The organism is Alistipes sp. D31t1_170403_E11 (genome assembly GCF_015553985.1).
Lineage (GTDB): Bacteria > Bacteroidota > Bacteroidia > Bacteroidales > Rikenellaceae > Alistipes > Alistipes montrealensis.
In genome coordinates this window covers 548,675-565,189 of the sequence record NZ_JADNHQ010000001.1, presented here as the reverse complement: position 1 = coordinate 565,189, position 16,515 = coordinate 548,675, and the positions used below count along the sequence as shown (strand labels likewise).

At 58.4% G+C, this 16,515-nt stretch carries 10 protein-coding genes; 4 read left to right on the top strand and 6 right to left on the bottom strand.

The window, feature by feature from the left end; all coding sequences use genetic code 11:
• Window position 1 precedes the first annotated feature (1 nt).
• The 3 genes from I2E69_RS02185 (at window position 2) to I2E69_RS02175 (ending at window position 5,023) form a co-directional block, all read left to right on the top strand.
• Complete coding sequence (locus tag I2E69_RS02185) at window positions 2–1,264, top strand: hemolysin family protein (RefSeq protein WP_195458507.1); 1,263 nt, start codon at window positions 2–4, stop codon at window positions 1,262–1,264.
• Window positions 1,265–1,457: 193 nt separating this feature from the next.
• Complete coding sequence (locus I2E69_RS02180) at window positions 1,458–3,488, top strand: peptidylprolyl isomerase (protein WP_195458506.1); 2,031 nt, start codon at window positions 1,458–1,460, stop codon at window positions 3,486–3,488.
• Window positions 3,489–3,880: 392 nt separating this feature from the next.
• The gene (locus I2E69_RS02175) at window positions 3,881–5,023 is read left to right on the top strand and encodes an iron-containing alcohol dehydrogenase (protein WP_195458505.1); all 1,143 of its coding nucleotides are present in this window, start codon (window positions 3,881–3,883) and stop codon (window positions 5,021–5,023) included.
• Window positions 5,024–5,090: 67 nt separating this feature from the next.
• On the opposite strand, the gene I2E69_RS02170 is transcribed toward I2E69_RS02175, so the two are convergent.
• From I2E69_RS02170 to I2E69_RS02160, 3 genes are all read right to left on the bottom strand, one after another.
• Window positions 5,091–5,684 (bottom strand): hypothetical protein, encoded by a 594-nt coding sequence (locus I2E69_RS02170; RefSeq protein ID WP_195458504.1) that lies wholly within the window; start codon window positions 5,682–5,684, stop codon window positions 5,091–5,093.
• A gap of 132 nt (window positions 5,685–5,816) precedes the next feature.
• A complete protein-coding gene (gene scpA / locus I2E69_RS02165) occupies window positions 5,817–7,955 on the bottom strand; it encodes a methylmalonyl-CoA mutase (RefSeq protein WP_195458503.1) in 2,139 nt (712 codons plus the stop codon).
• 2 nt (window positions 7,956–7,957) lie between these two features.
• Window positions 7,958–9,805 (bottom strand): methylmalonyl-CoA mutase family protein, encoded by a 1,848-nt coding sequence (locus I2E69_RS02160; protein WP_195458502.1) that lies wholly within the window; start codon window positions 9,803–9,805, stop codon window positions 7,958–7,960.
• A 612-nt stretch (window positions 9,806–10,417) separates the two neighbouring features.
• On the opposite strand from I2E69_RS02160, the gene I2E69_RS02155 reads away from it, so the two are divergent.
• Window positions 10,418–12,574: a glutamine synthetase III gene (locus I2E69_RS02155; protein ID WP_195458768.1), complete on the top strand. Its 2,157-nt coding sequence runs from the start codon at window positions 10,418–10,420 to the stop codon at window positions 12,572–12,574.
• Between the two features lie 237 nt (window positions 12,575–12,811).
• On the opposite strand, the gene nagA is transcribed toward I2E69_RS02155, so the two are convergent.
• The 3 genes from nagA to I2E69_RS02140 are packed head-to-tail and all read right to left on the bottom strand — an operon-like array spanning window position 12,812 to window position 16,513.
• Entirely contained in the window at window positions 12,812–14,062 is a 1,251-nt protein-coding gene (nagA, locus tag I2E69_RS02150; protein WP_195458501.1) for an N-acetylglucosamine-6-phosphate deacetylase, read from the bottom strand.
• A 1-nt stretch (window position 14,063) separates the two neighbouring features.
• Window positions 14,064–15,530: an MFS transporter gene (locus I2E69_RS02145; protein ID WP_195458500.1), complete on the bottom strand. Its 1,467-nt coding sequence runs from the start codon at window positions 15,528–15,530 to the stop codon at window positions 14,064–14,066.
• An 11-nt stretch (window positions 15,531–15,541) separates the two neighbouring features.
• A complete protein-coding gene (locus I2E69_RS02140; protein WP_195458499.1) occupies window positions 15,542–16,513 on the bottom strand; it encodes a hypothetical protein in 972 nt (323 codons plus the stop codon).
• Window positions 16,514–16,515 lie beyond the last annotated feature (2 nt).

The window sequence follows — 16,515 nt, the reverse complement described above, 5'->3', positions numbered from 1 at the left end:
GATGCTTACTACCGTCATCCTGATCGTTGTAATGCTGCTGTTGTCGGCCTTTTTTTCGGGGATGGAGATTGCCTTCACGAGCAAGAACCGCCTCAAGTTGGAGATCGACCGCAAGCAGAACCGCATGTTCGACCAGATCGCCGAGGTTTTCGCCCGCCATCCGGGGCAGTATATCACCACGATCCTCGTCGGCAACAACATCGCACTGGTCGTCTACTCGTTGTCGATGTCGATGCTCCTGCGCGGAATCTACGCTTCGCTGGGGTGGGAACAACTCGCCCGGAGCGGTTCGGTCGCCGTGGATACCGCCATCTCGACCATCATCATCATTTTCTGCGCCGAGTTCCTGCCCAAGTCGATCTTCAAAAACAACCCCAATTTCTACTACCGCGCGCTGGCGCCGGTAATCTACTTTTTCTACATCGTCCTCTACCCGGTAGCGCGTTTCACGACGCTGCTTTCCCACGGCATCCTGCGCCTTCTGGGCCGTCGTGTCGAGGAGAAGAACATCACGCCGAGTTTCGACCGCGAGGACCTTGCGGCGCTGCTCGACTCGAACAATTCGGAGCAGCATTCCGAGCCGGACAACGAGCTGAAACTTTTTCAGAATGCGCTGGATTTCGCCGACCTGCGCGTGCGGGACTGCATGGTTCCGCGTGTGGATGTCGAGGCCGTGGACATTGACGACACCTCGATCGAGCAACTCACGGCGCGCTTCGTCGATTCGAAGTATTCGCGCATCTTCGTCTGGCGCAAGTCGATCGACAACATCGTCGGTTACGTCAATTCGAAAAGTCTCTTTACGCGGCCCCGGCAGATCGCCGACGTGATGATGGAGGTAAATTTCGTCCCCGAGACCATGCCCCTGCAACTGATGCTGGAAAATTTCATCAAGCACCGCTCGAATATCGCGGTCGTGATCGACGAGTTCGGCGGTACGGCGGGCGTCATCTCCCTCGAAGACGTGCTGGAGCAGATTTTCGGCGAAATCGAGGACGAGCACGACATCCCGGACCTCACCGAAAAGCAGGTCGGCCCCGACGAGTATGTTCTCTCGTGCCGCCTGGAGGTGAAATACCTGAACGAGAAGTACAGCCTGGGTATCGAAGAGAGTAAGGAATACGATACGCTCGCCGGCTTCATCATCTATAATTACGAAGGTATTCCCACCGCCGGGGAGACGGTTTTCATCGGCGGCCTGCAACTGCGGATTCTTCGCACGACGCGTTCGCGCATCGAACTGGCGCGGGTGAAAAAATTGTAGCGGCAGCCGCTTTCCGCCGCGTTGCCGGGCTTCTTCGGCGAGTCCCCGCCTGAACGGCGGTCTGGCGCGGCTCGGGCTTGTAATCGCGGCTGCACGTCGTACGTATATTTTTACTTTTATTCTGTTCGTTTTACAATTAATTTTACTACCTTTGGCTGATAATTCGAAACAATACGAATAATTAACAATTTATATGGCAAGTTTAAACACTTTACGAACCAAGTTCGGCATCGTGCTTTCTATCATTATCGCACTGGCCCTCTTGGCATTCATCCTCTCTCTGAAGACCGAAATGGGTTTCTCGGGTAACGACCCGCGTGTCGGCGTGATCGACGGCGAGAAGATCAACTATTCGGAGTACTACGAGCAGTACGAGCAGATCAAGTCGCAGAACAACGTACAGGAGAGCGACGAACAGCAGTCGGCTATGCTGGCCAATGCCGCGTGGCAGTCGCTGATCGCCAAGCATGTGCTTACGCCTGGTTTCGATCAGATGGGTCTCCGCGTTACGGAGCCCGAGCGCCTGGCCATGGTCAGCGGTCAGCATCCTTCGCAGGCTTTCTACAATGCTTTTGCCGATCCGCGTACGGGTGAGTACAACGTGGCTGCCATCAGCCAGTTCCTCGCGCAGGCCGAGACCAACCGGGAGGCTGCCAGTGCATGGGCGCAGCTCAACGAGCAGGCCCGTCTGGAGCGTGAGGTGCAGAAATACTTCGGCTTGGTGAAGGGTGGTGTTTACGTCAATTCGCTGGAGGTTGCCCGCGGTGTCGACGCTGCCAACAAGACTTTTTCGGGCAAATGGGCCGGCAAGAAGTTCTCGGCTGTTCCCGACTCGCTGGTCAACGTTTCGTCGAGCGACGTGAAGGCTTATTACAACAGCCATAAGAACCAGTTCAAGCAGACCCCGTCGCGTACGATTTCATACGTTGTATTCGAGGTAGCTCCTACGGAAGACGATATGCTGGCGCTCGAGAAGAACGTCATGGAGGTAGGCCGGGAGTTTGCCGCCGCCGAGGAGGTGAAAACCTTCGTTCGCGGTAATCGCAACGGCAAGATCGCCGAAGGTTATGTCACGGCGGCCCAGCTTTCCGACGAGGAGGCCAAGGCGCTGATGAACGGTGAGATGTACGGTCCCGTGCTGAAGAACAACGAATGGACGATGGCCCGCGTACTCGATACGAAGATGGTTCCCGACTCGGTAGGCGTGCGCCACATCGTGTTGCCCTATACGCAGGAAGCACTTGCCGACAGCCTGCTGACGGTGCTGAAAAACGGTGCTGATTTCGCACAGACTGCTGCCCGGTATTCGGTTTACGATGCGACGGCTGCCAATGGCGGTGAAGTGGGCGTGCTGCCTTTCTCGGCCTTCTCGGGTGAGTTTGCCGCAGCTCTTGCCAATGCCAAGCAGGGCGATATCGTGAAGATTGCTTCCGGCGACGCTATTCAGCTGATGCAGGTATACCGCGCCGACAAGCCTTCGAAGCATGTGCAGGTGGCTACGATCACCTATCCCGTGGAGGCTTCGGCCGCTACGCGCCGCGACGTGCACAACCAGGCCGGTTCCTTCATGGTCAACGCCAAAGGTGCACCCAGCGCGTTTGCGGATGCCGCTTCGACGGCTGCCGTGACTCCCCGCATCGCTTCGATCGCCCAGAGCGACCGTACGATCCGCGGTCTGGAGGATTCGCGTGAGGTAGCCCGCTGGGCGCATGGCGCGAAGAAAGGCGACCTTTCGGCGATTTTCAATGTAGGCAAGGACTACGTGATCGCTACGCTGACTGAGATCGACGACAACGAATATGCTCCGGTAGATAAGGTTGCGGCCCAGATCCGTGCGCAGTTGCTCCGTGACAAAAAATACGACTATATCGTCAAGAACCTTTCGGGTTCGACCCTCGCCGAGCAGGCCGCAAGCCTCGGTTCGGAGGTGGAAGACTTTTCGGATGTGACCTTCGGATCGTTCTACGTGAACGGCGTAGGCATGGAGCCCCGTTTGGTCGGCGCTATCGCATCGGCTGAGAAGGGTGCGCTGTCTGCTCCCGTGAAGGGCCTTTCGGGTGTCTATGTCTTCGAAGTCGAGGATATCACGGCCGATGACAAGCAGACCGCCGAAGGCGAGAAGGTTCGTGCTCAGGCTATGGCTGAGGGCGTAGCCCAGCAGTTCGCTATTCCGGCGATCCAGCAGATGGCAAAAATTCAGGACCTGCGCGGCAAGTACTTTTAATTTGGAGTGATTGCGGTGTACCTGCCGCATACCCGATGGAATACTCATCTTAAATAAGGTTGTAACTTTTTAAGTTACAACCTTATTTGTGTATAGAAGGTAATGATTTGGGAAATGTTGGCCGTAAGAGCGTTAGATCGAACTCTCGGAGGCATCTCTGGCAAATGTCGGATGATTTCTTCCGTTCCGGCGTTCTTTTTGCTATCTTTGGTGTCGTGACGACGCTTTTTGGTCGGAGGATTTTGCCGGGCCGCATGCAATCCGGCCTTGTATCTGTCCGGCTTTTTCGTATCTTTGCTGAGGGTAAACTTCGGCTTGGACGGATGAAACTCCGGCAAATCCGGTTTGCGTCCGGCATGCACACTGCTTTGTATCACTTAAACATATTCGCCATGAATAACTTCATCTATCACAATCCTACCAAACTGGTTTTTGGCAAGGGCCAGATTGCCCGTCTGCCGAAACTTATTCCCGCCGGAAAGCGCATCATGCTGACTTTCGGCGGCGGCAGCGTCAGGCGCAACGGTGTCTACGACCAGGTCGTTGCCGCGCTCGAAGGCCGTGACTTCGTCGAGTTCTGGGGTATCGAGGCGAATCCTTCCGTCGAGACCCTGCGCGAAGCCATTGCACTGGGTAAGGAACAGAAGGTCGATTTCCTGCTGGCGATCGGCGGCGGATCGGTTATCGACGGTACGAAACTCATCGCTGCGGGACTTCTCTACGACGGCGATGCGTGGGATATCGTGCTCAAGGGGCAGGCCGAAAAGACCGTGCCGCTGGCTACGGTCCTCACCATGGCGGCTACGGGCTCCGAGATGAATTCCGGAGCAGTTATTTCACGCTACGAAACCAAGGAAAAATACGCTTTCTACGGCGATTACCCGGTCTTTTCGATTCTCGATCCCGAGACGCTCTATTCGCTGCCGAAGCGTCAGGTAGCCTGCGGACTTGCAGATACTTTCGTGCACGTGCTGGAGCAGTATATGACTACGCCCGATCAGTCGCGCCTGATGGACCGCTGGGCCGAAGGCATCCTGCATACAGTGGTCGAGATCGCTCCCAAGGCGCTGGCCGACGAGCGCGATTACGACGTAATGTCGGAATACATGCTTTCGGCGACGTTGGCCTTGAACGACATGATCCGCATGGGAGTGACGCAGGATTGGGCGACGCATATGATCGGCCACGAACTGACGGCGCTGCACGGGCTCACACACGGCGCGACGCTGGCTATCGTTATCAACGGGACCCTGCGGGTGCTGCGTGAGCAAAAACGCGGCAAACTGCTGCAATACGGCGAACGCATCTGGGGCATCACCGAGGGATCGGACGAGGAGCGCATCGACCGCACGATTGCGGCCAACGAAGCGTTCTTCCGTTCGCTGGGCCTCTCGACGCGCCTTTCGGAAGAGGGGATCGACGAGCAGACGATTGCTGAGGTCGAACGCCGCTTCAATGCTGCGGGCGACAAGTTCGGCGAGGCGCAGAATGTCGACGGAGCCATGGCCCGCCGGATTCTGGAAGCCTGCCTCTGATCGGAGCCATTCAACGAAAAAGCCCGCGTCCGGTTATACACGACGCGGGCTTTTTCGTAATTGTGTTTTATTCGTCGACCCCGAATGTCGAGACGTTCAGACTGCCGAGCGCATCGACCGTGATGCCGTATTCGCCTGCCTGTACATCTTTGAGGATGATGAGGTAGGAACTGCCCCCGAAGCGGCGCGATGTGAAGGGCTGCCGCTCCAGCGTGTTGCTCTGTTGGTCGCCGAAGGTTCCGACCGACGCGTATTCGGCGATCCGCATTTTCTTTTTGACCTTGAACCGGAAGACGCTGATTACCGACATCGGGTCGATCTGGTTATCCGGAACGCGGATGATAAATGCGATGCCGTCGTCTTTTTTGAACCGGACGAAGGCCCGGGGACCCTTCAGGGTCATTTCGTCGATATGGTCCTTTCCGATACCGAATAATTTCTGGCCGGTGGACGAACGGTGGCGGGGAGTCAGGCTCTCCTGGACGAGCTGTTCGGCCTTATTGTCGGTGCGAATGGCTAAAGTCTGGCCGACGAATTCGGGCTCGGGGAAGACGAGGGACTGTGTTGCGGTAGTTTCCGGAGTATCGGTTGCTTCCGGAGCCTGAGCTTGCGACTGGATGCCGGCACTGCATGCGAGCAGCAAGATGAGGATTTTTTTCATGTGAATAGGCGTTGGTGTTAGTTGTCTCTTTTGCCTGTAAAGATAACGTAAAAACTCCGATTCTGGTGTTTCCCGGACAAAAAATCCCCTCCGAAATACTCCGGAGGGGATTTGAGAGAATCGTTGTGCCCTTTATTCGGCAAGCAGGATTTCGAGCATCTTGATAGCTGCCGTGGCGATCGGCGTACCGGGGCCGAAGATGGCGGCGGCGCCGTCCTTGTACAACTGGTCGTAGTCCTGTGCGGGAATCACGCCGCCGACGATGACGATGATGTCCTCGCGGCCGAGCTTCTTGAGCTCTGCGATGATCTGCGGCACGAGCGTCAGGTGGCCGGCGGCCAGCGACGATACGCCGACAACATGCACGTCGTTCTCGACGGCCTGCTTGGCGGCCTCTTCCGGAGTCTGGAACAGCGGACCCATGTCGACATCGAAGCCGATGTCGGCATAACCCGTGGCAACCACTTTGGCGCCGCGGTCGTGTCCGTCCTGGCCGAGCTTGGCGATCATGACGCGCGGCTGACGGCCCTCTTTCTTGGCGAATTCGGCGCACAGCTCCTTGGCGCGCTCGAACGATTTGTCGTTTTTCACTTCTGAAGAGTATACACCTGAAATGGAACGGATAACAGCTTTGTAGCGGCCTACGACAACCTCGCAGGCATCGGAGATTTCACCCAGCGACGCGCGGACCTTGGCGGCCTCGACGGCCAGTTCGAGCAGATTGCCCTGCTTGGTCTTCACACACTCGGTGATAGCGGCCAGCGCCTTCTTCACAGCGGCCTCGTCGCGGTTGGCGCGCAGCTCCTGCAGACGCTTGATCTGGCTTTCGCGCACGGCCGTGTTGTCCACGGCGAGAATGTCGATCGGAGCCTCTTTCTCCAGGCGGTATTCGTTGATACCGATGATCTTCTCCTCGCCGGAATCGATGCGGGCCTGCTTGCGGGCCGAGGCCTCCTCGATACGCATCTTCGGAATGCCGGTCTCGATGGCCTTGGCCATACCGCCCAGCTTCTCGACCTCTTCGATGCGCTCCCAGGCTTTCTGGGCGATCTCGTTGGTCAGCGTCTCGATGTAGTAGGAACCGGCCCACGGGTCTACCTCGCGGCAGATGTTGGTCTCTTCCTGGATGTAAATCTGCGTGTTACGCGCAATACGCGCCGAGAAGTCGGTCGGCAGGGCGATGGCTTCGTCCAGGGCGTTGGTGTGCAGCGACTGGGTGTGACCCAGGGCGGCGCCCATGGCTTCGATAGCCGTACGGGCCACGTTGTTGAACGGATCCTGCTCCGTGAGCGACCATCCCGAGGTCTGCGAGTGGGTACGCAGAGCCAGCGATTTGGGGTTCTTCGGATTGAACTGCTTGACGATCTTGGCCCACAGCATACGCGCGGCGCGCATCTTGGCGATCTCCATGAAGTGGTTCATGCCGATAGCCCAGAAGAACGACAGACGAGGTGCGAAGGCATCGATCGACATACCTGCGTTGACGCCGGCACGGAGGTACTCCAGACCGTCGGCGAGCGTGTAAGCCAACTCGATGTCGTTCGTGGCGCCTGCCTCCTGCATGTGGTAACCCGAAATCGAGATCGAGTTGAACTTGGGCATGTTCTTCGACGTGTACTCGAAGATGTCGGCGATGATGCGCATCGAGAACTCGGGCGGATATATATAGGTATTACGCACCATGAACTCCTTGAGGATGTCGTTCTGGATCGTACCGGCCAACTGGTCGAGCGTGCAGCCCTGCTCCAGTCCGGTCACGATGTAGAAGGCCAGTACGGGCAGCACGGCTCCGTTCATGGTCATCGACACCGACATCCGGTCGAGCGGAATGCCGTTGAACAGCACCTTCATGTCCTCCACCGAGCAGATCGACACACCGGCTTTGCCCACGTCGCCCACCACGCGCGGATGGTCGGCGTCGTAGCCGCGGTGCGTAGCGAGGTCGAAGGCTACCGACAGGCCCTTCTGGCCTGCGGCGAGGTTGCGGCGGTAGAATGCGTTCGACTCCTCGGCGGTCGAGAAGCCGGCATACTGGCGGATGGTCCACGGACGCATCACGTACATCGTCGAGTAGGGGCCGCGCAGGAACGGGGCGATACCTGCCGCATAGTTCAGGTGCTCCATGCCTTCGAGGTCTTCGGCCGTGTAAGCGCCCTTGACGGGAATACGCTCGGCCGTCAGCCACGGCTCTACCTGTCCGCAGCCTTTCGAGGCGCAGCAGCTTTTCTGCCCGCCTGCTTCGTATGTCAGTTCTGAAAATTTAGCTCTCATGATTAGATTCCCATCTCTTTAAGGTAGAACTTCAGTGTTTCGAGGACGTTCGACTTCACGTTGATGAAGTTCGTAATGCCCTGGGCCTCCAGTTCGGGCGTGCATGCGGGAGCGCCCGCAACCACGAGGATGGCCTTGCCTGCAAGCAATTCCTTCACCTTCGGCGCGGCCTCTGCATAGTCGTCGTCCGAAGCGCAGACTACCACGATTTCGGCCTTCGATTCGAGTGCGGCCTTCACGCCTTCCTCGATCGACTTGAAGAACGTGTTGTCCTGTACGCGGATTCCGGCGCAGCCGAAGAAGTTGCACGAGAACTGGGCGCGGGCACGGGCCATAGCCAGGTTGCCGCAGGTAAGCATGAACGCTTTGGGCTGCTTGCCCGAGCGGTCTACATGCAGACGCATCGCCTCGAAGGCCATGGCGCCGCGGTAGGGTGCGAGGACATTGCCTTCGGCAACGGGACGGGTAACGGCTTCTGCCGTGATCTCCTTCGGGGCGACCTCCGTGAAGTTGGGGAACTGGTTGGCGCCGAGCAGCGTCTGGCGGCGCGTTGCGATCGCTTTGTCCTTGGCGGCGGCCGAAGCGGCTACGCGCTCCTTGATGAAGCCGGCCTTATATGCCTCGGCATAGCCGCCCTTCTCCTCGATTTCGAGGAAGAGCTTCCAGGCCTCGGCGGCGATCGACTGCGTGAGGTTCTCGACGTAATACGAACCGCCTGCGGGGTCTACGACCTGGTCGAAGTGCGACTCGTGCTTGAGCAGCAGTTCGACATTGCGGGCGATGCGCTTCGAGAATTCCGTCGGGGTTTCGAAGGCGTTGTCGAACGGCGTAACCTCCAGCGAGTGTACACCGGCGATGATAGCCGACATAGCCTCTGTCGTGCCGCGGAGCATATTTACATAGGGGTCGTAAACGGTCTGGTTCCAGTCCGCCGTGCGGGCGTGGATGTACATCTTGCAGGCGCAGTTCTTCGCGGGATTGTAACCCTTGACGATGTTGGCCCACAGCATGCGTGCCGCACGGAACTTGGCGATTTCGAGGAAGTAGTTCGAAGTCACCGCGAACGAGAAGCGCAGCTTGCGGGCGGCCAGTTCGGCGTCTACACCGGCGTCCGTCAGGCGGGCGATGTAGTCGTTACCGGCGGCCAGTGCGAATGCGAGCTCCTCGACGATGGTCGATCCGGCGTTCGAGAAGATGCCGGCCGAAACGGTCACGATGCGGATGTGCTTGTACTCCCGGGTCTTTTCGATCAGCGATGCGATGCGTGCGAAGCACTTCTCGCCGTTGGGCGAGCAGAATTCGCCCTTCTGGGAAAGCCCTTTCACGAGCGGGTCGATCGAGAACGCCACGTGCGCGTCGGCTGCAAGGCCCTCCTTTTCGAGTTTTGCGATCACCAGGTCGGCGATGCTACCCGTCTGCACGCCGCAGAAGGTGATTTTGATCGCGGGGATCGAGATTCCGTCGAGCAACTGGTCGAGCTCTTCGGCCGTGAAGCCTTCCTTCGCGATCGAGAAGCCCAGCGAGTCGACGCCCGAGTTGAGGAGCTTCAGCGCTTCGGCGTTGGCCTCCTTGGGACATTTTACCTCGACGGTCTGATGTACGTTCCAGCGGTTGTGGCTGCGCGTACCTCTGACGTACGGGAACTCGCCTGCCTGCGAGCCCAGAAACTGGATGCCTTCGAGGTTTTCGGCGCGGTAGTAGGGGCGGACGTTGAATCCTTCACCCGTACGCCACACCAGCTTACGCTCGTAATCGGCTCCTTTCAGGTCGGCTGTAATCACCTCCTCCCACTTCTCGGTCGGAACCGGCGGGAACTCGGTGAACAGCTTTTCACGTTTGGTATTTGCCATGACTATTTAGAGATTAGTATGAGTATAGTTTCGATATGTTTCAAAATTGCACGTAAAGGTACAAATTAATTACTTAATTGTAACAAGAAATTGTTACTAAAATAACAGTGCGCCGGATTTTTTGTCGATTCCGGTGTCTGTTTTATTTTCGGGCATTTCAAAACCGGGATTAATATTTTAGAGGTTATTTGGTGTAATTTTGGTCTAAATACCCTTAATTTTCTGAAAAATCAAAATTTGATATTTTTCAGTAGTTGGTGTGAAAATGGGTGTATTTTTCCGAAAAATGCTGAAAATTTCGAGGTGTATGCGTGAAAAATGAGTTGTTTTTCGCAAAAATGATGAAAAAATAGACTGTTTTTCGAAAAAATAGTGGTTTTGTAAAATGAATATTCTGGAATTATTCGTACATTTGTAACCGGAACAAAAGTTGTACCGCAGCGGGGGAGCGCCCCGGATAGTCAGGTCGGCACGTTCTGCCGAGAGGCAGTTGTCCGGTTGAATTTTGGTTAGGTTTTAGTTTGCAATTATTGGGTTCTTCCCCGCGCGGTTTTTCTTACGAACACTAATCCTTAATCAGTCAGGTATATGTCATCATTACTCAGATTCAAGATGGTCGATGCGGCCATAAATCACACGGCCGTCGAAGTGAAAATCCCCGAGGGACGCCCTTCCGACTATTTCGGGAAGAAGGTATTCGGGCGTGCGGCCATGCGGAAGTATCTCGACAAGCGCACGTATGCGGTCCTGCTCGAAACGATGGAAAAACGCGCTCCGCTTACGCGTGAAGTTGCGGACAGCATCGCAGCCGGCATGCGCCAGTGGGCGCTGGAGCACGGCGCCGACCACTATACCCACTGGTTTCAACCCCTGACGGGCGGTACTGCCGAGAAACACGACGCCTTTGCCGAGCCGGACGGCCTGGGCGGTGTGCTGGAGGAGTTCTCCGGCAAGCTGCTCGTGCAGCAGGAGCCCGACGCTTCGTCATTCCCCAACGGCGGCATTCGCAATACGTTCGAGGCCCGCGGCTACTCGGCCTGGGACCCCACGTCGCCCGCCTTCATCGTCGATACGACGCTTTGCATCCCCACGGTCTTTATCGCCTATACGGGCGAGGCGCTCGATTACAAGGTCCCCCTGCTGCGTTCGCTGACGGCCGTCGACAAGGCCGCCACGGAGGTGTGCCGCTACTTCGACAAGAATGTCGAGAAGGTTTTCTGCTACCTGGGCTGGGAGCAGGAATACTTCCTTGTGGACGAGAGCCTTTGGGCCGTGCGTCCCGACCTGATGCTTACGGGCCGTACGCTCATGGGCCACGAATCGGCCAAGAACCAGCAGCTCGAAGACCACTATTTCGGGGCGATCCCGACGCGCGTGATGGCCTTCATGCGGGACCTCGAATACGAGTGCCTGAAACTGGGTATTCCGGTCAAGACCCGTCACAACGAGGTAGCTCCCAATCAGTTCGAACTGGCTCCGGTCTACGAGGAGGCCAACTTGGCCAACGACCACAACCAGTTGCTGATGACTATCATGGATAAGATCGCCCGCCGCCACCAGTTCCGGGTGCTGCTCCACGAAAAGCCTTTCAAGGGTATCAACGGTTCGGGCAAGCACAACAACTGGTCGCTGGGAACCGATACGGGCGTGAACCTGATGGGCCCGGGCAAGACCGCTTCGGAGAACCTCCAGTTTATCACCTTCCTGGTCAATGCCATCGCGGCGGTATACAAGCATAACGGGCTGCTGAAAGCGTCGATCATGAGCGCTACGAATGCCCATCGCCTGGGCGCCAATGAGGCGCCTCCCGCCATCATCTCGACCTTCCTCGGGACACAGGTTTCGGCCGTGCTGGACAAGCTGGCCGCTTCAAAGGGCGACGATGCCATCCGGTTCGATGCCAAGAACGTCTTCAAGATGAGCGGTATTTCGCATATCCCGACGCTGCTGCTCGACAATACCGACCGTAACCGGACTTCGCCGTTCGCCTTCACGGGCAACCGCTTCGAGTTCCGCGCCGTGGGGTCGTCGGACAACTGCGCCGAGGCGATGATCGTACTCAACTCGGCCATGGCCAACGAACTGACCGAATTCAAGAAGGCTGTGGACGCCAAGATCGAGGCCGGCGCCAAGAAGGAGAAGGCCATTTACGAGGTGCTCAAACAGATGATCAAGGCCTGCAAGCCCATCCGTTTCGACGGTAACGGCTATTCCGACGCATGGAAGGCCGAGGCGAAGAAGCGCGGCCTCGACTGCGAGACCTCTACGCCGCTGATCTTCGACCGCTACCTGGACAAGGCGAGCCTCAAGATGTTCGGCGACATGGGTGTCTTCACCAAAGTCGAGCTCGAAGCCCGTACCGAAGTGAAGTGGGAGACCTACACCAAGAAAATCCAGATCGAGGGCCGCGTGTTGGGCGACCTGGCGATGAATCACATCGTGCCCATCGCCTCGAAATACGAGGCGGTGCTGCTCGACAAAGTCTATAAGATGTCGCAGATTCCGGGTTTGAACGCTGCGCCCGACATCGAACTGATCAAGCGGATTCAGGACCATACGGCTTCGATCCAGAAACTCACCGACGAGATGGTCGACGCCCGCAAGGTGGCCAACCGGATCGAAGACCCGCGTGAAAAAGCGATCGCTTACCACGATACCGTCGCGGTCTGCTTCGACGAGATCCGCCGCCATATCGACAAGCTCGAAGAGATCGTCGACGACCAGATCTGGCCGCTGCCGAAATACCGCGAACTGCTCTTCCTGCGATAGTTTTCGATTTCAGCGGGCATCTTTACGCTTGCTCTCGTGTGGCACGAATGGGACGTATTTCGATACTACCCATCCGTGCCACACTTCGTTTAAACGCAAACCGTTCCCCTGAAATCAAAAACCATTTCTTTGTAAGCGGCGATTTCCGCATAACACCGACAAACCGGAACAGGGGAATACATGCGTATTCCCCTGTTCCGGCTTCTTTGATTTTAACAACCGGGTGTTCTCCGGTTCCTATTTCCGGTAGACGACTTTCCCGCCGATCATCGTCAGCGAAATGTCGATCCCTTCGTCGAAAAGCACGATGTCGGCGTCCTTGCCCGGGGCGATCGAGCCTTTGCGGTCGTCGATGTGCATCAGCCGTGCCGGGGAGAGCGTCATCACCTGTACCGCTTCGGGCAGCGAAGCGCCCGCTTTGGTCACGTAGTTGCGCACCACGCGGTCCGTCGTGCAGACCGATCCGGCGAATGAACTGCGGTCGGGCAGTTTGGCTACGCCGTCCTCGATGATGGCCGCCATGCCGTCGTCGAGGCTGCCCAGGATGGTGGGGCCGTCGGGCATACCCGCGCCGCGCATGGCATCGGTGATACCGACGATGCGGTCGGGGCCTTTCACTTTCCAGATCAGCCGGAGCAGCGGTTCGGGCAGGTGGATGCCGTCGCCGATGGTCTCGACGTAGATGCCGTCGAGCAGGTAGCCCGCCTCGATTACGCCCGCGTAACGCAGGGCGTTGCGGCGTGTGACGCCCGAGCACATCGAGTAAAAGTGGGTGATGCTGTTCACGCCGGCGTCGTAGGCGTCGACGGCCTCGTCGTAGAGCGCCGAAGTGTGGCCCATCGACATCTGGATGCCGCGGCGGGAGAGTTCGCCGATCAGCGCCGCGCTGCCCGGCAGTTCGGGCGCGAAGGTCCAGCGGGCGATCAGGTCGCCGCCTTTGGCAAGGATGGCGTTATAGTCTTCCGGCGTGGGATTCTTGATGTAGCGCGGGTCCTGTCCGCCTTTCATCTCCATCGAGAGATAGCCGCCTTCGATGTGGATGCCGCCGAACGCTGCGCCGCGCGTGTTTCGCTTCGCGGCTTTACGGTAAGTGTCGAACAGGCTGAAAAGCGTGGCGTTGGAGCACGAAGCGGTGGTGGGGTAGATCAGCGTCGTGCCGTGCTGTGCGTGCATTTCGGCGGCGCCGAGCATCGCTTCGACCGTGCCGTCCGAGAAGTCGTGGCCCCCGCCGCCGTGGCAGTGCACGTCGATAAAGCCGGGGGCGGCGTAGCGGCCTGCGGCATCGATGACCTCGGCGCCTTCGAACGCATCCTTGAGGTCCACTCCGACGGCTGCTATGCGGCCGTCTTCGATCAGGATCGTCGCGTTTTCCACGACTCGGGAGGGCATCACCACTGCCGCGTTGACGATCTTCACCCGGTGGGGCGCTTCGGCTGCCGCAGGAAGGCAGCATGCCAGCAGTCCGAAAATGGAAAGTAAGGTTTTCATGTTATTGCTGTTTTTCTTCGTCGATATTCTGGATGCGTCCGCCGAACAGGAATACGGCGAGGATGGATACGGGGAAGAGCAGGCCGCCGAAAACGAAGAACGGAGCCCAGCCCGCGCGGGTGATCATCGGCACGACGATCATTGCGAGGATGGTTCCCAATACGGCTGCGGCTCCGCCCAGGCCGGCCAGCGAGCCGACCGTGCGGCCGTAATGGAAGTCGGCGGCCAGGGTCATCAGGTTGGACTGTACGAACTGGTAGCCGCCCAGGATCAGGGCCATCATCACCACGGCGAAGGTTGCCGACGAAGCCATCGTAGCCCCCACGACGCCCGGCAGGGCGATGCACACGCCGACGATCATCGAGCATTTGCGGGCGAAGTTGAGCGAACGTCCGCGCTTTTGCAGCAATCCCGAGAACCATCCGCCGGCAAAGGCTCCGATGGCTGCACCCACGTAGGGAACCCAGGCCGACATGGCCACTTCGCGGATGTCGAGGTTGAAGACTTCGATCAGGTAGATGGGGATGAACGTTACGAAAATCCACCAGACCGGGTCGATGAAGAAGCGGCCCACGATCAGCGCGTAGTTTTTCCGTTCGCGCAGCAGCTCGCCCCAGCTTTTGCAGCGGCAGGGCTCGGTCTTGTGCCCCTCGGGCTGGCCGGAGAGGATGTAGTCGCGCTCTTTGTCGGTGATCCAGGGGTGTTCCTTGGGTCCCTTCTTGTTGACCCAGAGCCAGGGGATGATCCACAATACGGCCAGCGAACCCACTACGGCGAAGGTCGCTTTCCAGCCGAATGCGAGGTAGAGGAACGAAATGACGATCGGGGCGAGGATCGAGCCTACCGAGGTCGAGGCGTTGAACAACCCCTGCGCCAGGGCCCGCTCCTTGGTCGGGAACCATTCGGCGTTGGACTTGGTCGTGCCGGGCCACGGTCCCGCTTCGCCCAGCCCGAGCATGAAGCGGAACGCCGTGAGCGATTTGAATCCGGCGGCGAAGGCCGTGAAGGCGTCCGCTGCGCCCCACAGCAGGGCCGAGAAGGCGAAGCCGCGGCGTGTGCCGATGCGGTCGTAGAGTTTTCCAGAGAAAAGCTGGCTCAGGCCGTAGGCGATCATGAAGAAGATCGTGATGTCGGCCAGCAGTTTTTTGGACTGCGCTTTGAATTCGGCTTCGGGCATGGCGGGGTCGAGAATTCCCAGCTCGGCGGCGATGCCGCCTACGGCGGTGTAGACGTAGCTGCCGTCGGCCTGTTGTGCGACACGGTCGGCAGCCGCGACGATCGTCGTGCCGTCTGCGGCGGTCAGTGTGTACGTGCCGCTTGCGGCATCGAAGACTGCCCTGTCGGCCGGGTATTCGCTTTTGGTGTTGGCCACCCACATGTAGTTGAGCGTACCGCGGTCGAGGTAGTTGATGATGGATACGAGCATGATCAGGCTCAGTATGATCCATCTTAATCCATTGACTTTCATATTCATTTCATTTATTTGTTCCATCTGGGATCCCCGATCTGGAGACCGGGCGTCATATCTTGGCCGAGGCGTAGCGATGCCCCTTCCGCAAGCGGATTGCGGGCGGGCGCTTCGTAGGCTTCGGCAGCCTTTGCGGCGAGTCGTTTCAGTCCGCGTGCACCGGGTATCGAGGCCAGTTCGCCTGTCGCGTAACTATTCTCCACTTCGACTTTGCTGCCGGGACCCACGACGATGAAGCGGCTGGCGGGACCTGCGAAGGTGAAGACCGATTCCGTGACGCGAATGTCGGCTGCGGCATTGCTCAGCCGGATCGTTCCGGCATTGTTGTCCGCGCGGTTGATGTCGTAGAACGTGCAGCGGTCGATCTCGATCCGGGTCTGCATGGCGGCGTTGGTCACGATGGCTCCCCGGGCCATATCGGCGAAAGTGCTGTTGGCGAGTTGTATTTTTCCCACCTCGGTCTGCGACGTGCTGGCCGCCGAGAAGACGAAGTGCTGCGGAAACCCTCCGTTGAAGACCACGCAGTCCTTCACGCGAATCTCTCCGATGCGGTTGCGTCCGGAGCCGGGCGTACGGCTGCCGACCAGTCCGGCGCCCGTGTCGCCGCCCAGGTCGACCGTGCAATCCTCGATGGCGACAAGGCCGATCTCCACGCTCCCTTCCGAGGGGGTGTCGACGAGGAATTTGCTGCCGAGCGTCAGGGCGAGACCCCGCAGTACGAGGTGCTCGGCCCCGATGCCGATACGGAACGGTCCGATAGCGATGCGGGGGCGTGCACCCGTTTCGCCTACGATGACCGTATTACGCTTTACGGGCAGCGTGCTTTCGATGGTGTAGCTGCCTGCCGCGACCACGAGCGTGTCATTGTCTTTGAGCGTGCGGATCGCCCGTCCCAGGTCGTCGCCCGCGGTGACGTGCCGGGTGGCGGCTCCTGCCGGAAACGCCAGCAGCGCACAGATGCAAGTTACTAATAAATTTTTCATTT